The 21,104-nt window shown below is 33.5% G+C and carries 12 protein-coding genes; 3 read left to right on the top strand and 9 right to left on the bottom strand.

The features are described 5' to 3' along the window. Nucleotides 1-86: 86 nt before the first annotated feature. The 9 genes from FOF46_RS17450 to FOF46_RS17410 all read right to left on the bottom strand — a co-directional run bounded on the left by FOF46_RS17450 (nt 87) and on the right by FOF46_RS17410 (nt 13,611). Nucleotides 87-1,004, bottom strand: coding sequence for a bifunctional metallophosphatase/5'-nucleotidase (locus FOF46_RS17450; protein WP_109437917.1), 918 nt, complete (start codon nt 1,002-1,004; stop codon nt 87-89). Continuing rightward, nucleotides 994-1,764, bottom strand: a complete 771-nt coding sequence (locus tag FOF46_RS17445) for a 5'-nucleotidase C-terminal domain-containing protein (protein WP_109437916.1) — start codon at nt 1,762-1,764, stop codon at nt 994-996. The genes FOF46_RS17450 and FOF46_RS17445 overlap by 11 nt, the downstream gene beginning before the upstream one ends. A gap of 129 nt (nt 1,765-1,893) precedes the next feature. Continuing rightward, the gene (locus tag FOF46_RS17440; RefSeq protein WP_143917344.1) at nt 1,894-3,120 is read right to left on the bottom strand and encodes a DUF4272 domain-containing protein; all 1,227 of its coding nucleotides are present in this window, start codon (nt 3,118-3,120) and stop codon (nt 1,894-1,896) included. Between the two features lie 85 nt (nt 3,121-3,205). Beyond that, the gene (locus FOF46_RS17435; RefSeq protein ID WP_109437914.1) at nt 3,206-3,847 is read right to left on the bottom strand and encodes a DUF1266 domain-containing protein; all 642 of its coding nucleotides are present in this window, start codon (nt 3,845-3,847) and stop codon (nt 3,206-3,208) included. 22 nt (nt 3,848-3,869) lie between these two features. Further along, nucleotides 3,870-4,667 carry an EF-hand domain-containing protein gene (locus tag FOF46_RS17430; RefSeq protein ID WP_143917343.1) on the bottom strand — a complete coding sequence of 266 codons (798 nt, stop codon included), beginning with the start codon at nt 4,665-4,667 and terminating at the stop codon, nt 3,870-3,872. Nucleotides 4,668-4,748: 81 nt separating this feature from the next. Then, nucleotides 4,749-10,274 (bottom strand): alpha-2-macroglobulin family protein, encoded by a 5,526-nt coding sequence (locus tag FOF46_RS17425; RefSeq protein ID WP_143917342.1) that lies wholly within the window; start codon nt 10,272-10,274, stop codon nt 4,749-4,751. Between the two features lie 321 nt (nt 10,275-10,595). After that, complete coding sequence (locus tag FOF46_RS17420) at nt 10,596-11,273, bottom strand: suppressor of fused domain protein (RefSeq protein ID WP_109437911.1); 678 nt, start codon at nt 11,271-11,273, stop codon at nt 10,596-10,598. A gap of 281 nt (nt 11,274-11,554) precedes the next feature. After that, complete coding sequence (locus FOF46_RS17415) at nt 11,555-12,628, bottom strand: isoaspartyl peptidase/L-asparaginase family protein (RefSeq protein ID WP_407933699.1); 1,074 nt, start codon at nt 12,626-12,628, stop codon at nt 11,555-11,557. Between the two features lie 2 nt (nt 12,629-12,630). Then, on the bottom strand, nt 12,631-13,611 hold the full coding sequence (locus tag FOF46_RS17410; protein WP_109437909.1) for a toll/interleukin-1 receptor domain-containing protein: 981 nt from the start codon (nt 13,609-13,611) through the stop codon (nt 12,631-12,633). Between the two features lie 155 nt (nt 13,612-13,766). Between FOF46_RS17410 and FOF46_RS17405 the strand changes: the two genes are divergently transcribed. The 3 genes from FOF46_RS17405 (at nt 13,767) to FOF46_RS17395 (ending at nt 20,718) form a co-directional block, all read left to right on the top strand. Beyond that, a complete protein-coding gene (locus tag FOF46_RS17405) occupies nt 13,767-14,840 on the top strand; it encodes a PA0069 family radical SAM protein (protein WP_109437908.1) in 1,074 nt (357 codons plus the stop codon). 513 nt (nt 14,841-15,353) lie between these two features. Further along, the gene (locus FOF46_RS17400; RefSeq protein ID WP_143917340.1) at nt 15,354-17,357 is read left to right on the top strand and encodes a M12 family metallo-peptidase; all 2,004 of its coding nucleotides are present in this window, start codon (nt 15,354-15,356) and stop codon (nt 17,355-17,357) included. A gap of 76 nt (nt 17,358-17,433) precedes the next feature. Further along, nucleotides 17,434-20,718, top strand: a complete 3,285-nt coding sequence (locus tag FOF46_RS17395; RefSeq protein ID WP_143917339.1) for a discoidin domain-containing protein — start codon at nt 17,434-17,436, stop codon at nt 20,716-20,718. The last annotated feature ends 386 nt before the right edge of the window (nt 20,719-21,104 follow it).

Here is a 21,104-nt window from a genome sequence, read left to right as displayed (position 1 = left end):
TCAGTTTAGATTTTAAATTTAATCTTTAGAAATCACAAAATCTTCTAGTATCATTGCGTATCTATTATAATTTCTTTCAAAAAGAATTAAACTTCAATAGATTTTCCTTCAAAAGTCTTGCCTCCCGTACTATCAAAATAAAAATCAATTTGCCCAATATATACTCCACCCATACCACATTGATTCACTAACACTTTTTCTCCCAAGGCATTATCCACGATTGTAGGCTCAGGTAATAGTGTATGTGTATGGCCACCAATAATAAGGTCTATGTCTTTTGTTTTTTTTGCCAAATGCAAATCTGAAACTCTATTTGGATTACGTTTATAATCATATCCTATATGAGAAAGACATATAATAAGGTCGCAGTGTTCTTCTTCCTTTAAAATTCGGGACATATCCTGTGCTATTTCAATGGGGTCAAGGTATCCGGTTTCTTTATATAAATTCTTATTAACTAACCCCTCCAGCTCAACGCCTAATCCAAATACTCCAATACGAATTCCATCTCGAATCAGCACCTTATAAGGTTTTACAAGATCATTTAAAACCGTATTTGTAAAATCATAATTGGCAGAAACAAAATCAAAAGTAGCATTTGGTAATTGGCTTAAAAATCCATCGATGCCGTTATCAAAATCATGATTTCCAATAGTAGCCAAATCATAGTCTAACTTAGACATTAATTTAAATTCTATTTCTCCTCCATAATAATTAAAATAGGGAGTTCCTTGAAATATATCTCCCGCATCTAACAAGATCGTATTGGGGTTTTGTTTTCGAACCTGCTCTATTACAGAAGCTCTTCTGGCAAATCCTCCTAAACCAGGGTATCTGGAGTGGTTATTTGGTAGTGGATCAATTTGACTATGTACGTCGTTACTATGCAGTACCGTAATCTTTTTTGATATCGGTTGGCTACAAGATGCTAAACTTAATCCTCCCAAACTGGCAAAAGCTGTTGCCGAAGCCATTTGCTGTATAAATCTTCTTCTATTTTGCATAATGCATTCTTTTATCCAGTTTTACCTGCAATGTATCTACTGATTTAAAATAATCTATCAGAGCATTTCTGAGTTTATAATCTATTTTATATAATTGGATTGGGTCTTTAAAGAAATTCATACTATCCCCTCCTTGCTGCAAATAATCTGTAGTAAGGACAATATAATTTTTCCCTTCTTGTAAAAGATGACCATTAATCGTTACCTCTTTACTTGTTTTTGCATCTTTTAGTATGCTTAATTGTATATTCGAGATTGGATGTGCCCTTTGTTTTTCTGCCAGATACGAAATTAATTCTTTTACTTTCTCATAAGATAATTCTACGGCTACTAGTTCATTTTCAAAAGGCATCAGCTCAAAAGCAGCCCTAGAGGTTACTGCTCCTTTAAGTATAGGTGCCCGCATACCACCATGATTGAACAACACAAAATCGATTTCTTTATGATATCTTTCTTTAAAAATAGGCTGTGCACGTTGTAATGAAATATCAGCCATAAGATTACCCAGAGTACTTTCTAACCCTCCATCATTTTTGGTAAAGGTAATTGTCGCAATACAAAGGGTAGAATCTAATGTTTTATTGAGGTGATTTCTAAACGGCTTTATAAATGAATCTATCGTTTTATCTGTAGCTATTGTAGAATCAATCTTTTTTTGCCTTGTCGAAACTTTACTAACCGTAATAGGTTCTTGTTTACAGGCAGAAATACTTGCTAAAAAGAAAAGACTGAGTATAGGTATATAAAACTTGGTATTCATTATCTTTTTGATGTTTTGACAATGGTACTAAAAAAAACAATACGTTAGGTTTATGGTTTGGTTAAAATAATGTCTCTTCAAAATGAAATCAACAAGAATTTGTAGAACTCTTTACAAAGGTTATGTTTTCTATGTATCACAGGAAACATCATCCCAATTCTGGTTTCTGTATTGTATTAACCAATTTAATGCATAATGTCTTTCATAAACAACTCCCGGATGCAGATTATCTAGTTCGATTCCATTGACCCTGGCATCAACACAAGTCCAATCTAATCTATAATATAAATCATTAGCATCTAGGATCTCTGTTTTCCCTCTAGAGGAATTAATGCCGTTAATAAAAATATTAGGGTCTTTTCCTTCTCCAATAGGATATTGCTCTGACGGAATATTATCCAAACTCGCCAAAGTATCAGGAAATCCAATTTCTTCTACAATTTCTAATGCCCACATCAGAACCCAAATACATTCGCATTTCCAGGTTTCATAACTTTTGGCTTCATCGGTCGGGTTATTTAAGAAACTTAGCTCTTTTTCGGTTACTTTTTCCAGAAGATCATAGTTTTTTAAATAATCGATAGCTTGTTCTCCGGTTATATTATTAAATGCAACCATATTAGTTGTTGCTAGTATGGCAACTCGTTCTGCGATCTCTTTTGGAGTTCGTAAAATTGTAGTATTCTCAGATGCTATACAGGGCAGATTACTGTTTAATTTAATCTGTCGTTCGTTTATAATAGACTCACTTTTAGATTTTCTGTTTTTTTGATCTTCTGTCACCTTTGTTTGTTCTTCATCAAAATAAGCAGCATTTATATTTACGTCTAGATGATCTATATCACAATTCCCATTAGTATCTAAAATTAGGTTTAAATCTTTATCCAAAAAATGTTGTGTTTCTGATCTACTAATATTGGTATCAGGTCGAATAAATAGTATCCCATCACAAGATTGACACATATTTTTGGTCAATATTTTTAATTCTTCATCCAGATTTCCTTCCGATAAAATCGGAAATTCACTATTTAGGGTTTGTATTTTTTGAAGTAATAGCCCTTTAACCTTTTCATTACTACTAGGTAAAGAATTTACAAAACCAGACATTCCTGATAAATTTTGCGTTAATGGGGAATCTATTTCAGAGATTTGATAAGAAGGTTGTGCTCTTTCCCGATACGAGATCTGAAATTCTTTTTTAGGTTTAAAAAGTCCTTCTTTAATAGATACATATATGATTTTTTGCCCATCTTGTTCTGAGACTGATACTTTTCCTTTTGGAAATACCTTTTGTATCTCTGGAACGATGTTATCAAAGTATAATTCATGAGAATATATCGTGCAGTAGTTGTCCATTTTTATATTATGATTGTTTTTATATTAATTCTCAATCCTAATTCATCCTAACTTTTATAATCGAGAATATTATATCATAAGAATCTTATTCTTTATCAGAATTTAGGGGTAAAATCATGTAAATTGATTGTTCTCCTTTGGTTATGTTTTTTGATAAAAATTCAAACGCTTCTCCTTCTTCGTCCTTCGGGTTCCAATCTACTCTACCCAAATTAAAATCGGTAAAGTATGCTTCCCAATTTTTATATTTTTCTCTTGCCAACGGAAGAATTTCTTTTATAATCTCAAGCACCTCATCTTTTGTTAAATAATTTGCAGCGTACCCCATACAAGCATTGTTTACAATTCTTGCATAATCCCATGATTTGTATTTATACTCTCTTGTTTTCAAATCTTCCAAAGTTTCAAGCAAAGTAGCTTTATTTGTAATCTCCCACATATTTCTAAACATACTCTTGATTCCTGATGCTTGTGATGATTCAAACGGAAATTCTAAAATCTCTTTGTAACCACTTACCAATTCTTCATTACTTGTATACCCTGCAGAACTCATCATTTCCTTCACCTCATCAATTCCACCGTATCCATTAAAAAAATAAATCCCTCCAAGCATAAAGCTACTTAACTGTTCGTCCTCTATTTTTTCTGCAGTCGAATTACAAGATGATACCATAACAAGCATAAACATTGCAGCCAAAACTTGTGTTGTCTTTTTTACCAATTTCATTGATTTTAATTTATTATTGTTTTTATTTATTTTGATACTGTACTCCTTTTTCTTCTGGGGTATTTAAATCAATCCAAAAGATTTGAGTTTCCTCATTATTTTCAATTTTTCCGTTTTCATTTTGATCCAGTTTTGCGAATACATACATGAAATCATTTGCAGGATCATATTCAGAACTCATCACCGAAAAATTCTTGGGAACTAATGGTTTTTTATTTTCTCCGTTTATGTCAAAATAATAAAAACGCTTAAGATCTTTTACATTTATAAATCCGTCTTTATTTGTATCCTCATCATATACTGAAATCATATGGAATTTTCGTGTAATTGGCACATCATTTAAAGTGTCTTTTGAAAATGCTGGGTAATATAACGTTTTAACTAAAACAGGTTTTTTAAAAAACTTATTCTCTATTTTGGTCTGATGATTATAATGAGAAACATTAACAAAATTATACCCATAAACGGCTTCAAATCCTGGCATATAATTGTGATTCCATTGATTCCCTTTACTTTCACCATATTCACTCCAATTGGTATGAAAACTATTTGATCCCGTAAATGGCTTTTTTGTTTTCTTAGTATAATTTACTTTATAAACAGGAGTCAATCTATGATTAGGATTAGCTGTTAATAGTACATTTCTTGGTCTGGTTTCAAATTTTAATGTATCTGTTTTTAATCCATCTATAGGCTTTCCTTCTTCATCCTCTGCAACCTCACTAACAGCAAATCCTTTGGATTCTAATTTCTTACCTTTAGAACAACTTAAAATTAGAAGAGCTAATCCTAAAATTAGTATTAATTTATTTTTTTGCATGTGTTTAATTTTTGCCAACTTATAGCATTAAAATGGTTGAATTAACACTCATAGCATAGACCATGTACCCCACTAAAGCTTCTATTTTACAACATCTACCCATTTTCCTTTACTTCGCACAACATAATCATTATCGTACATCGCTTCACATTGAATGCCTGGCAGGTAATATTTCCCTAAATATGATGCATTAAGTAAGATAGTCATTGTTTTACTTTCTTTTGGCTTTAAATCAAAATAGAAATTCACCCGATCATCACGAATGTCTGTATGTGTAACAGCATTTGCTTTAAACGATCCAAAATCGGTAAAACGAGTATTTACTACTTCCCATCCAGATGGAAAAATTTCGGTTAATGCAATATCCTTCACCTTAGAACCTGTTGTATTTGTAATTGTTACCTCTGCAACAAAATCGGTTCCCTGGGTCAGTAATATTGGGTTAATGATGTTTCCGTCCTTGGTTTTATAATCTACAATTGCTTTAAAGTTACTCTCAAGTACTTTCTCTTCTCCAACAGGCAAAATCCCACTTGTAGCTAATTGTACAAAAATAGTATTGTCTTTATTGTTTTTAAGTACTAATTTATTATCCTTTAAAATGCCAACTTCTCCAGAAGTTGCTAATGTTTTACCTGTATTAGCAGTAATTGATCTACCATTAAGAATATAATTTACATTCACACCTTTTCCTCCTACATATTTTGCATATTTTGCCATTCCCATTAATGCATATGAAGTTGTTTGTGTACTCATCCAATTTTTGGAAGACAACTCTTTGGCTAATTCTACTGCCACTTTCTGTGCTTTGGCTTTTTGATCTAATGTTACTAGCGTCTCTAAAGCCATCGCTCGATTACGATTTGTAGAACCATAAGTATGATGGTTATTCTTTCTTGGTTGGAAATCGATATTAGCAGAATTCAATAATTGAATTGCAGCATTCGACTGACCTATCAATCCATATCCCGCTGCTAATCTTAATTTGGCATCATTAGACAATCCCGATGTTTCTCTTAACCTATTCATAGAAGACAGATCTGGACTCCCTGCAAGAGCAAGTGTATATAATCTATAGGCTTGTGCCAAATCATTGTTACCACTTCTCCATCGTTTAGCCTGTTGCTGTTGATAATTAATCCAATTGCTTTTGAAACCAATAGGTAAGACATATCCTTGCTTATTTGCTTCTAATAAGAAGTGCCCTGCGTAGGTTGTTCCCCAATCATTAGGATTACTATAGCCAGGCCAATACGACATCCCACCACCAGGTTGAATAAAACGTTTCAATCTATAAATAGCTGCTTCTATATTTTTTTGGATTTTCTGCTTCTTTTCTGAGGATAAATTAAATACTTCTCCCAAATATAATTGTGGAAATGCTGCAGAAGTAGTTTGCTCTACACATCCATGTGGATACCGAATAAGATAGCTCAATCTACTTTCAAAATTCATTGGTGGTAATGATGATAGTTCTATGGTCGCACTATTACTCCCTTCAATTCCAAACGCAGCAAAACTAACTTCTTGTTCACTATTTGGTTCCAGAACAATTGAGGTTACCTCTGTTGTCATCGGATTTGGATTCACAATATTAATTGGCACCTTATATGAAGCTTTTTCTCCACCTCCACTGGCTACCACCTCAATATCTGTAATCGAAGCTCCTTCTAATACTTCGATATCAAAGTATGCCATTTTCTCATCGGGTTGTGGAAATGATAATTTCTGTTGTGTCTCGCCAATTACTTTAAACCCTTTATTTGGTTTTAAAGTAACGTTTACATTTTTCACTTTCTTTTCCATTGCAAAAACAGTAACCGGAATTGTCACTTTTTCACCTGGAGTAATTTTTCGAGGAATTGAAGTTAATACCATCAATGGTTTTCGAACCGGAGTAGTTTTATCAGCACTACCATACGCTGCATTATCTGCATCTGAAGCTACAATCATTGTACGCACGGATCCTATATATTTAGGGATTTTGATTTTATGCGCACGAGTTTCTCCTTTCTTTAATTCAAAAGGCCCTTCGAATACAACCATTGGTTTAAATCGATTTGCTTTTTTAGATTTACTTCCTCCTGCTTCGGCGTCACCACCAATACTAAATACTTGATTAATACTTCCGCCATAGGCCCCAATTACATCATCGTATACATCCCATGTTTTTACACCCAGCGCTTCACGTGCATAAAAACTAGTCCATGGATTTGGAGTTTTAAACCTTGTTAGATCCAATAACCCTTCATCTACAATTGCAATAGAATAGGTCATCGCTTTACCATTATTTTCTCCAACTTTGAGTGTAATTGTCTCTTCTGGCCTAAGCACATCTGGCATAGTTAGCTTAGGTTTTACCTTGGTATTTGGATTTTCGACAGAGATCGGCACTACGCCATATAATCGTATTGGTAAATCATTGGCAGTTGTGGCATGCGGTTGTAATAACGTAATATGAATATACACATTAGGCGTATGTAATTCTTCGATTGGAATTTCGAACTTGGTTTCTGTTTTTTGAGGAATCACCCATTGAGAAGATAATACTTCTGTGCCATTTTCTACAGTTACCAATGCTCTACCACCCTCACTTGATGGAAATGTTACTATTGCTTTCTCACCAACATTATAGGTGTTTTTATCTGTAGAAAACAAAAGCATAGTTGCTGCTGATGGGTCATTTTTTCTTGACTTCCCTGCCCAATCTGGCCAATCAATATACATTATTTTTCCTGTAGCATGACCTCCATTTGGATCTACAACCCTTACTAGGTATCTCCCCCATTCTGGATATTTTAATTCAAATTTGAAATTCGCTTTACCACTATTACTGGTTGTAACTTTTGTTTTGAATACTTCATTATGATATGAACCTCTGTTATACGAAGACAAATTATCTTCTGAAGAATCCCACCACCATCTCCAATCGACTTTATAGATAAAAACCTCAAGATCTTTTACTGCTTTAGGATTTCCTTTTTCATCTACTGAAACCACCTCAAAATTATGTTGTGTATCGGTGAGTAACATCCCACGAGCTTTATCTCCTTTAGGTGTATTTACTCCAATATACGTGCTATAAGGAGAGAAGTCTTTGCTGATAACATCGGTACTAAAATCTCCTCCATTTTCATAAACTTTAGTAATAAAAGAAGCTTTTAACATCCCTGCTGCCTTATTTTCAAGTTTAGGGGTAAGGTTAAAGGAAGCTTTTCCTTCTCCAGAAATTTTTCCTTGAAACACTTCTTGTTCTTCTGTACCAAACCTTCGTGTTGGGTCATCAAAAACATAGCCCGGGAAGGTTTTAAATTTGGTTTGCGCAGGATTAAATCTTACATTAATATCAGTCTGTAAATTCTTTGCAATCGCACCATGCAACCATAGCACTTCTAGATTTCCTTTAATATTCTTATCAGCCACCAATACTTCATCATCGAATGTAGTTTTGATCTTAAGACGATTTGGTTTTATGGTCTCTATCTTAAGTATTTTACTAAAGCTGGCTCCACCAACCTTGACTTTTGCCTGCCAGTTCCCTGTAGGGGCTTCATCAGAAGTATTGACTATAAATTTATAGAAATTATTGGTTTCGTTTGTCTTTGTTTCCTGATGTGTTACTTTTCCGTAGGGGTCTCTCAATTCGAACTTTACAGGGTGTCCTTTTGGAAGCTTATTTGCATTATCATTAAGCATAAAAGATAAAAATAATGTATCTCCCGGGCGCCAAACACCTCGTTCTCCATAAATAAATCCTTTAATTCCTTTTTGAAGTCGTACTCCAGAAACATCAAATTTACTTACTGATAGTGCATTACCGTCATTTAATTTTACATAGGTTTGTTGTTTCCCTGATGTTACAATAGCAAAATATGCCGGGCGATCAGCATCAAACCCTGTCATTCCTTCTGCATCGGTTGTAGCCGATCCTATTTCTTGTTGCTGGTAATTATAGAAAACTACTTTGGCATTAGAAACCGGACTCGTGGTTACGATATCATTAACAGTAATCGCATAGGATTGATTTAATCCTTTCTTCACCACAACTCCTAAATTGGAAGCTAATATGTTCGCACTTATTTTTTTATCCCTAAAGTAAGAAGTGCTACATGGGTTCTCTCTTTCTTCCCAACTATAATCATAATAATCATCATAATAGTATTGAGAACTATCCCAAAAACTTGTTTCTTCTTCTTCATCATAATTATTGGTTAAATCTTTAATTGGTGTATCGTCTGCTCCTTCTCCTTCGCACTTGTATAGTGAATACGCTTTACGGTAATTAAGTTCTACCCTATAAATTGCTCCAGGGTCTGGAGAAATGAGTTCTTTTAAATCAATCGCAAACGCATTCCATTTACTAAGGTTTAACGAAGGGTTTTCTTTAAGATTAATCAATTTCTTGGCGACTGGTCTTGCAACACTTCTCAAATTACTAGATCCATCAAGGTTATTGTTTTGTAAAAACTGAAGCATATTATTTTCAAATACTTTAACTACCTGCACTTCAACAGCACGAAGATTTATAGCTTCAAAATTAAACTTGAGGTTATCAGAAGTTGGTAAAATCACTCCACTTTGTAATAATCTTATCTCTGGATTTGGTTGTTGGAAAGATACATTTTCTGTATACTTATTTTTAAGTTTATAATTATCTGTACTTCGAATTCCTTCAAAAACAGTAACTTCTAATATTCCTTTAAGTTCAATTTTTGGGTATACTTTTAGAACATTTCCGTTTACAGTATATTTTAGATTTTTAGCCCCTGATATAGTAACCAGTCCATTAAAATTTTGATTTTTCTTAAGTGGGTCAGAAAAATTAATCTCTACGTATTGATTATCCACATTTGCTACAGAAATGCTAATCACCGAGAAATTATTCTTTCCAGGTATTGATAACGTTGCTGAGCCTTCGGTCTCTATATTAAATGAGTCTCCTGACCATTTAATTTCTACCTCAGAGTCATCTTCAAAACGCTGAATACTATCAATTCTAAAACTAAACTGACGACTTTTATCTATTGATTCACTAAATTTTACAGCGACTTCCTTACCTTTTTGCATAGCAGTGACCAATTGCTTAGCAGTGTCAAACTTCATTTGATCACTAGAAGTAATTGTACCATCAATATATTGCCAATCTTTACTATAAGATTGTAAATTATCAGTGATTACAGAGAATTGCTGTTTTAATGTTTTTACGGTGAATACAAATTCTTCGTCTAAATCATCTTCAAAATCCTCTACTAACTCTTCTAAATCTAATGTAAATGTATATGCAGTATCTTCATCAAAACTTTCATCGGGTTGAAATGAAATTGTACGGTTGTTTACTGCAATTATTCTTCCATTAACTTTTGGGGATACTGATAATAAATCCTTTGGTAATTCCTGATTATCACTCCATCCTTCTACCGGAGTTTGTAATACAACATACACATTATCTAATACCGAAATAACTCCAGAAGATACATCTGAAATATAGTCCTGATATTTATTTAGCTCAGATGCATTTGCTTCAGCTATAGCTTGAGCGTCTTTTTTCTTACAAGAAAATACTAATGCTACAAAAAGTAGCATATAAAGAATTCGTAATGATTTCATATAGTTGATGTTTAGCTGATTAAAGGTAGTATAAATTTAATTCTATCCAATATTATCTTATTGTATATCCCTTGTTATGAATTTTAGTACCTATCAATATTTAAAAATATATTCTTTTTTAATTAGATCAACGATCTAATTTATATTCGTTTAGATTTTATCCATATTCGAGAATAATAAGACTATCTCCTCCTTCTCAGGATGAAGAATCTAATAACTTACATTTCTCTTACATCTATTTTCTTTTGAGCTGTTACCTTGCCAAATACACAAATGATTCATACAGAGATTAAGGTTTTAATCATAATCTATCTTTTCATATTATAATAGTACCGATTTTCGATCCAAGGAAGAGAATGTAGCATTACCTTGTTGCATTATCTTTTCTACTATTTCATTTCTTCCATTTGTACCATGGTCTGTAATATATTTTACTTCATCCGGGGTGATTAGTTTTACATTTACTAAAAGGATTGGTTCAATACTTAACTCTATTTGTTTAGGAATTCGATCACTTTGTAATCCCATAAGAACCCCTACACGACCATCTTCATTAACAAAATTATCTGGTACTTTTATATTATATAATTCTGTAGACAAGTATGTATACTGTTGAAACAGATTGATTAAATTTCCATTATCTGCTGCTAATAAGCCTGCTTGGTATAGCATATCAAACTGCCACGAATTTTTGACCGTATCTAGATTTTCCAGGTTTTCTGTTTCTACATACAATTCAAAACCTAATCCATTATATGCTTGATTTTTTTCATTGGTATCGTAATCACTATATGGATCACTTAATCCATCGGTTGCCAAAAATGTTGATCCAGGAGTATCTATTTTTATAAACGACTGTCTTAATGAAGGCCAGGTAGGCCCTCCCATAAAACTTGGATTTATTAAATGAGACAATACATCGCTTTCCAGATTTCCTATTTCTTTCCAGAAAGAATTGCGCTTCTCATAAGAAGCATCAAAATGTTTTTGATAATCCATGTTTTACTTTTTATTTTGAATTAGTTCTTGTACATTCTATGTGGTTTCCCCTCCACTTCACTACAAACATTTCTAAAAAACAAAAACACCATCCCCAAATATTGTTTTTATTTATCATTTAGAAAATACTACAATAGTTTGATAAAAGTAAAATGATTTTTGGTAGTACTACCCCCTGAAAATAGTGTTTTTTTTATTTGTTAAAAATACTTATTTCTAAAAAAACAAAAACCCCTCTTAACAGAGGGGTTTTTTATCTTTCTAATGTATAATCTATGTTATTATTGTTTATAGATTCCTAAAGTAAGTTCACCGGCAGCATTCATAGTAGCGCGATACATTCCTGCAGTATTAAATTCCATAGCAATATTACCTTTATTATCTATGGCTACAATTCCTCCAGTGCCTCCCAGGTTTTTAAGTTTTTTTTGTATTACTATTTGAGCTGCTTCTTGAAGGGAAAGCTCTTTATATTCCATTAAAGCAGAAATATCGTGAGCAACCATCGCGCGAATAAAATATTCTCCCCATCCTGTACTTGATACAGCGCAAGTGGCATTATTTGCATATGTTCCAGCTCCTATAATTGGAGAATCACCTATACGATTCCATTTTTTATTGGTCATCCCGCCAGTTGAAGTTCCGGCAGCTAAATTTCCGTTTTTATCTAATGCCACACATCCCACAGTTCCAAATTTTGAGTCTTTGATATAAGGGTCGTAAAAAGCTGTTGTGGTATTGGCTTCCTTTGCTTTTTCCTTTTCTTTTACTCTTTCTAAAGATTTCATACGATCTTCTGTAAAAAAGTATGCTGGATCTACCATTTCAATATTTCTTTCTTTAGCAAATAACTCTGCTCCGCTTCCTGAAAGTAATACATGCGGGGAGTTAATCATAACTTCCCGAGCTAGATTTATAGGATTCTTAACTGTCTTTACTCCAGCTACTGCACCTGCATTTAGGGTACTTCCATCCATAATTGAAGCATCCAATTCATTAACTCCTTCACTATTAAAAACAGCACCTTTACCGGCATTAAAAAGAGGAGAATTCTCTAGAATATTTATTGTTTTTTCTACAGCTTCTAGGCTTGTTCCTCCATTTTTTAGAATCGTATGCCCCACTTTTATTGCTTCTTCTAACTTAGTTTTATATGCCAATTCTTTTTCGGGTGTCATATTCTTTTTCAAGATCGTTCCTGCTCCCCCATGAATAACAATTCCAAAACTATCTCCAGGTTTTTGAAGTTCTTCTGTTGTAGTCTCAACAACTGGTGCTTTGGCCGTTTCCTTGGACTGTTCTTTGCATGCCAGAAACAACACTAAGCTTAAAAATATGATTACTCTTTGCATAATTACTATGATTTGTGTTTACAATAATCTACTAAAGCGATCCTTCCTTGAAAGAATCTGAAGGTTAAATGTATGATATTTCCACCATTATCTTCTAGGCATATAGATTTATTTAACTCAAAGTCATACGGTTGATGTACCCCTCCTTCGATCGCAATATTATCAGCATATAATGACAATACTTTATTTGATTTTACTACAGGTTTAATTCTTCCCGAAATTAAAGGGATTTCTCCTGACTTATTAAGAATTGTAGACCCTGATCCTTTTGTTTTTTCGATTGTGATTAATATATCTTCTTTAGGGTTTAAATCCTTAAACATAACACCTGGATATTCGGGATGTGCGATAAGCGCAGTATACAATTTACGCGTTCGAATAATAAAATGCGCAAGTCCTTTTTCATCAGTAAATCCTTCGAGGTATGTCAAATTATTAGCTACTAATACGATCTTTGCATTTTTAATGAGTTCTCCACTTTCGCTTTCTATTTTGATCGTAAATATGTAGGGTTTTGGATTAATCAAAGTAGAAATTTTGGACCATCTACTTTTTAAAAACGTTTGGTCTTTCTTTATTTTCTTTTCGATCAAACCAGCAAACTCATCTGGAGTTCTATCTGTAAGGTTTATATACCCCACTGTTTTTAAAATTCCCGGAATCTCTGTATCATCAAATCTTGCCGGAAGAATATACTCTCTACTTTCCTGAAATGCTCTTGCCTGCATCGAAACTCTTTCATGATTTGTCCATAGTTTTTGATTATAAAACCCTGAAATAAACAACACCGTATATTTTGCTCTATTTTGATAAATCTCTGATAAATATTCATAAAGATTTTTACCCCATAGGTTTGTTTCTTCAAACAGATCATAAAAGACCTTAATTCCTCTTATTTTTAAGCTATTAGCTACCTCTTCGACATATGCCCTATTCTCTCCAGCAAAAGAAAGCGCAACATCATATTCATAATTCTTGTTTTTCATCACTGACCACTTTTTCTTTTTAACCTAAAACTGACTTTATTCTTTTATTAAAAACCACTTATACAAAATTACTCTCTTTTGTTGGAATATTTCCATTTTTACTAGGAAATATTCCAACAAAAGTTTTACTTTTAAACCGTAAAAAAACTACACTCATGAAACCTAAAAAACATATAAAAGGCAGAGGTGCCCAGGAAAAAATCAACAATAGATTTCTTAAAAATCATCATGAAACAAGAGATGACTTTCTTAATTATTGTCTTGCACAAGGAGAAATAATAGATAAACCACAGACTACTTTTATTGAAACTTTTCCAAAAACTATTGTAAACAAAGTAACCAGTCCAGATGTGGGTATGATGTACTCTTTAAATCCTTATCAAGGTTGTGAACATGGTTGTGTATATTGTTATGCAAGAAATTCTCATGAATATTGGGGTTATGGAGCTGGTTTAGAATTTGAAAGTAAAATTTTGGTAAAGAAAAATGCTCCCGAATTGCTTGAGAAAAAACTTAAAAGTTCAACATGGAAAGCATACCCTATCTCACTTTCGGGAAACACAGATTGTTATCAACCCATCGAGAAGAAGCTTAAGATAACACGAAAATTACTTGAAGTTTTTTTAAAATACAGACATCCTGTTGGTATCATAACCAAAAACGCATTGATCCAAAGAGACTTGGATATTTTAACAGAATTAGCAAGACACAATCTTGTATCTGTATTTCTATCTATCACTTCCTTAAAAGAAGAAACCCGAAGAATTTTGGAACCCAGAACAGCCAGTATTAAGAAACGATTAGAAACTCTGGAACTCTTAAACACATCTGGAATTCCAACAAATGTAATGATGGCACCAATAATTCCATCCATTAATAGTCATGAAATATTACCACTCGCAAAGGAGATTTCTGAGCGAGGAGCAAAAAGTGTTGGATATACTATTGTAAGACTTAATGGTGCAATTGGGCAACTTTTTACCACCTGGTTAGAAAATACTCTCCCAGATCGTAAAGACAAAATTCTTCATCAAATTAAGGAGTGTCACGAAGGCAATTTAAATGACAGTGAATTTGGTAGAAGAATGAAAGGGTCTGGAAATATCGCTGATCAGATTCATCAACTATTCTCTTTAGCAAGAAAAAAATACTTTCCAGAGACACAAAAAGTGCATTTAAATTGTCACATGCATGAAGAGTATAAAAATGGACAATTACGATTATTCTAAAAGACTAGTTTCTCTATTTATATGACAATTAATTACAAAAACAATTTAAAAAAATATTTAACTTTATGATATTCTAATTAAATTAAAAAAGTGTAATTTTGGTTAACCAATTTAACGTAAAAATTACATAACCATCTTTCTAACTAACCCAAAACCTCTTAAAATGAAAAATCACCCCAACCCTCTTCTAGATTCTTTCTCAATTCTACGGATTGATTCTGTAGTTTTCTGAATTCTTGAATACAAATAGAAGTACTATCATCTGAATTGTAACCAAATTTCAGATTAAATATCATAAAGTACTTTAAGAAATTGTTGTACACTTTTTCATCCTAAAACACTGACCAAAAATGGTATAATGTCTTTTATTGATGATTTTGTGTTTGTATTATTATTTTTTCAAATCAGGTTCTCTATTCACAAGATTACCCCTGTGATACAATGAAAAAATACATGATTTTTAAATTCAACAACTTAACATAAATACAGTATTAAATCTTAAAACCTAAACTTATGAAACGTATTTTTACATTTCTCGTCATTTTATTGATGACAACATCTTTTTTTGCTCAATCCCAGAGCATTCAACCAAAACAACAAATTGCAGCGGCAAAACACTCAGGAAATTTTTTTAAAGAAGTCTCTTTGTTTCTTCTAAAGAATGAAAAATCTAATGCCTCTATTCCAAAAGAATTTAAAGATTTTTCAATTTTATCACTGAGCTCTTCTGCTATGAAAAGTTTTGAATCATCCCCTCCAGAGGCAATGAATCTTTCTTTACCTGGAAAAAAATCATCAATGCTTTTAGAATTAGTAAAAGTGGAAATTGCTACAGATGACTTTTCAATTGTAGAAATGCCTTCTGGAAAAGTTATTCAACCCAATATGAATATCGCACATTATAGTGGAATCGTAAAAAACAGTCCTAATTCAATTGCTGCCATTACCATCCAAGATGATCAAGTATCAGGAATAATTAGTCTTGATGGAAAAAGTGGTAATCTGGTACTTGGTAAACTAGACAATAGTAATCACCATATCCTATATGAAGATAAAGATATCAGTCATCTTAACGATTTTGTTTGTCAAACTGTAGATACACATACTGAAGAAATCCAAAAAAACGATTTTTCAAAACAAACTCCAGCAGCAAATCAAGTTAAATGTCCCGAAATATTTTTTGACATTGGCAATGATGTGGTAAGAGATAAAGGAGGAAGTCAGGCAGCCAGTAACTTTGTACAGGCTATGTTTAATCAAGTAGCTATATTGTATGCTAATGATGACATAAAAATAAAGCTTTCTGGCATTAAGGTTTGGACATCGTCCACTCCATTTAATGATTTAGATGGCTTTAGAAATTACAGAAATCGATATGGTTTTAACGGTGACCTTGCCCATTTTGTGACTTATAATTACTCTGGGGGAGTAGCTTGGGTAGATGCTCTTTGTGGTTCATATAAATATGGTTTATCGGGCATAAACCGCAGTTATCAAGATGTTCCAAGATATTCCTGGAATATCTCTACAATCGCGCATGAGTTAGGACATAATTTTGGGTCAAATCATACGCATTCTTGTGTATGGAATGGTAATAATACCGCAATTGATGGTTGTTACAATACCCAAGGAGGTTGCGGGCGCCCAGGAATTCCTTCGGATGGAGGAACAATCATGAGTTATTGCCACTTAACGAGTGTGGGAACAAACCTAAGAAAAGGTTTTGGATCTCAGCCCAGAAATGTAATTCGAAGAGCAATCAGCAGAGCGAGTTGTGTAGATACTTGTGAAGGTTCAGGAGGAGGAGGTGATGAAGTAAGCTGCGTAGGTATTAATGAATGGTCTGGTAATGTAACCTATGTAGCTGGAAATAAAGTAACCTACCAAGGTAGGCTATTTGAGAGAACAGCAAATAACGGTTGGAACGATTTAGGGAAATGTAGCTCGGATCCATGTTCTGTAGCCGTGCAATGGACCGAAAACACAATCTATTCACCTGGAGATGTTGTAATATATAATGGTAATGTATGGATAAGGACAGAAAATAACGATTGGGAATACGTAGATTGTGATAGCAACACCCTTGATCCATGTTCTAGTGTAGATCCCTGGACAGAAGGTGTAAATTATCGCGTGGGTGATCAGGTTGTATTTGAAGGGAAAGTTTTTGAATGGAACGGAGCTAATTGGATTGAAATAGCAACTTGTGCAGGCACCCCTGCATCCGTACCCATAGTTTCAACTTCGCAGGCAGTAAAAGATTCTAATATCTTAGTTTATCCTAATCCGGCTAAAGATTTTATCACTTTTGAAATTGAGAATGTACATAGTAAAAATACGATCATTACTGTTAAGAATATACAGGGTAGGAATATTGTATCTAAAACTATCAATCAAACTTCTCCAATCGGAAATATAAAAGAAACTCTTAATATTCAGTCATTCAATAGCGGTATTTACTTTGTACAGATAATTAGCGGTGATGCAACACTCACCAAAAAGATTCATATCAAATAAACTCTTATAATCAATTTTTAGTGAGGGTATGTAATAAAAACACATACCCTTTTAATCAATTCTAAAAACAAAACCAATGACACAACTCAAAAAATTATCTCTACTTCAATGGAGATTACTTCTGGTTCTTTTCTTGTTAATCAACCCAATGAATTATACAGGTTCTGCTCAAGAATTATTTCAAATGATGCAAAACGAAAATAACCTCAGCATAAAAAAACTAGAACGCTTAGGAACCAAATACTACAAAAAAAATAAAAAAGGTAAAGGAAGTGGCTATAAATTGTATATGAGAAACTTATACTGGGCCAAACGAAATGCTGATGCTAACGGTCGTGTAATAAGTGATCGTCAAGTTGTGAATGAATATGATAGATTTTTGAAATCATGGAATCAAAACAATAGTCAAGCGGCAAGAAATGTACAAAGAAGCAGTAACTGGGCAGAATTAGGTCCTTTTAACTGGACCCGCACAAGAAGTTGGTCTCCAGGACTAGGAAGGATTACGGCCATAGCTGTAGAACCTACAAATCAAAAAATAATATACGCTGGATCTCCAGGAGGTGGCATCTGGAAATCTATAAATGCGGGTCAAAGTTGGAAACCTCTTGGTGACCGAATGACCAATATGTCCATTTGGGCTATAGCCATCGATCCAAATAATAGTAGTATTGTATATTTAGGAAACTCTGCTGGTCAGATTATGAAATCAACAAATGGAGGAGATTCATGGTCAGAAGTTTACAGAGTAAGTGGTACTCCAAGAAGAATTCTCATTCATCCAAACAGCACTCTCATATTTGTGGGTACTACAGAAGCATTATACAGATCGGTTAATTCAGGGAATTCTTTTAGTTCAGTATTAAATTCCAGAGCCGAGGATATTGAATTCAAGCCAGGGAATACTAATGTGGTTTATGTTTGCGGAAATAGTTTTTATCGATCGACTAACGGAGGTCGTTCTTTTAGTCGTATCACTAGTGGGATCTCCAGAACTGAGCGAATGAAAATGGCTGTAACTCCTGCAAATCCAGATATTGTGTACTTAGTTCAAAAAAGACAAAGTAGTTTTGGATATTTATATAGATCAATAGACGGTGGATCAAGTTTTAGTACTCGTGCAAATTATAACAGTGTATCTACAAACCAGGTATATTTTACACAGGCATCTCGTGATATGGCCATTGCTGTATCAGATACTAATGCTAATGAAGTACATTTAGGAGGAATGAACTATTCAAGATCATTAGATGGCGGGTTAAGTTTTACAACACTAGCCGCTTGGAATGAACCCAATGACCGATCCTATGTACATGCAGATATAGAAGTTTTACAATATATAAACGGCAATATATACATAGGTACAGATGGAGGTATTTTTAGAAGTAGAGATCGTGGAGCTAATACAACCGATTTAACACAAGGAGGATTAGCAGTAAGACAGTATTATCGTATTGGCGGCGCTGCTACAGATGCCAATATGATAGTAGGAGGAGCTCAAGATAATGGAACCAATATTATGAGAGGAGCAAACCGACAATTTAAAGAATGGCTAGGTGCCGATGGTATGGAATGTTTTATAGATCATAAAAATAGAAATATCGTGTATGGAACCACTCAGTTTGGTTCTTTATATAAAAGTACAGATGGTGGAAATAGTATAGGAAACATTAGTAAACCTGGGAATTTCAGTGGAGAATGGGTAACACCTTTTATGATGGATCCTATTAATAACAACAATATTTACGTTGGATATAGAGATTTGTACCGAAGCAACAATGGTGGTAGTAGAGGTAGCTGGAGGAATTTAACAAGCAGTATAAATGTTGGTGGTAATCTTGATGAAATGGCAATAGCCGCTTCGGATAACAACTATATATACATAGCTCAAAAAGGTCGGGTATGGAGAACCAAAAATGGACAACGCAACAACCCAACCTGGACCGAAATAAGCAATTTTAGAGGTGATGTTAATTTTATTACTGTTGACCCTAATAATCCTGAACGAGTAGCTCTTGCTGCTACTGGGTCAAGAGTTTACCTATCAATAGATGCAGGAAGTACATGGACCAATATTAAAGGAAATCTCCCCAACATTTCTGCTCAATGTCTGGTTTTTGATGACACCGCAGCCAATGGGTTATATGTAGGTATGCAATCTGGAGTGTATTATACTAATGATAATCTTAGTTCCTGGGTTCCGTTTTCAACCAATTTGCCCGGAGTACAAACTACAGATTTAGAAATCCACTACCCTACACGAAAAATTCGTGTTGCAACGTATGGTAGAGGAATTTGGGAATCTGACCTTTATGATGAAAATAGTGAAGAAATAAATCCACCTACTGACCTGAGTATACAGGTCAGTGAAAAAGATGTCACATTGACGTGGAAAGATAATTCGACCAATGAAAATGGTTTTACAATTGAAAGAAGTGATGGAAATGCTTATGAAAGAATAGACTTTGTTGGGACAGGTATTCAAACGTATACAGACAAAGGTTTATCAAACGGCACGTACACTTATAGAGTTAGAGCATATGACAGTGATAGTTATTCAAGTTATTCTAATACTATTCAAGCAATTATAGAGGATATCGTAACTCCCCCGGATGTCATCGATAATTGCGAAGGTTGCACTGTTTATGACACCAATAGCGAGGAAATTAGCAATGCAGATCATTCAAAAGAAAAAGCTGCCGATGGAGATCCTAGTACATATTGGCATAGTAACTGGTATGATGATAATACTTCACATCCACATTTTATAGCTATCGATCTCGGTCAACAAAGAGATTTAGTCGGATTTTCTTATCAAGGAAGACAGACTGGTACAACTGGAATGGTAAAAGACTATATTATATTTGGTTGGGATGGTAATAGTTGGCAACAGTTATCAACAGGAACATTTCAAAAATCTACACTTAAACAAACTGTAGAATTTGACACTTTCAGATGTCGCTATATTTATTTTAGAGCACTCTCTGAAGTTGATGACAAAAGATGGGCATCGGTTGCAGAATTTACAGTAAGATACACTCCGTCACAAAATGCTGGCAGATTTGCTAGTAAAGAGATTTTAAATACTCCTCCTCCAGCTGTAGATCTTAGTGATTTTGATGGAATAAAAGTATTTCCTATTCCTTTTAACGATAAACTAACTATTAAAGGGATTACGTCTAAAAAAGCAGTTCGTTCTATACAGCTTATTGGCACAAATGGACGTACCCAACGAACTAAAAATGTAATAGATAAAGACATTATTACTATCGACACCCATAAGTTACTTAATGGTTTTTATGTTTTACATATAGAACAAAATGGAGTACAAAAAAGTATTAAGGTTTTCAAACAACAATGAATCTAACTGGTGAGAATATTTTATTTTTAAAGTTGTTCGGAAACAAAGACAAGGGTTTATGGATAAAACCCTTTAAAATATTGAATTTTTAGAAAAACATCATCTTCTCAAACCAAAGAAAGGGGTATTGTTCGATATTGAGCAATACCCCTTTTTATTAAAAAGCATCTATTGCTAAATTTTAATTACACATTGATTTATTTATAGAATTATTAAGGATTTATTCTGAATAATGCTAGTTATTATATTAAACTAAAGTTAATTAACTGTTAAATACAGTTAACTTCGATTGTATTACTTTTGGTTTTTTGTGTCAATTTCCTTCTTAAATTTTATTCCTTTTAGATGTCTTTCTTTTCTGTTCAACTCCTTGATCCTCAATAACG

This window comes from Aquimarina algiphila (assembly GCF_007489275.1).
GTDB classification, from domain to species: Bacteria; Bacteroidota; Bacteroidia; order Flavobacteriales; family Flavobacteriaceae; genus Aquimarina; species Aquimarina algiphila.
This window is presented reverse-complemented; position numbering and strand designations above follow the sequence as displayed.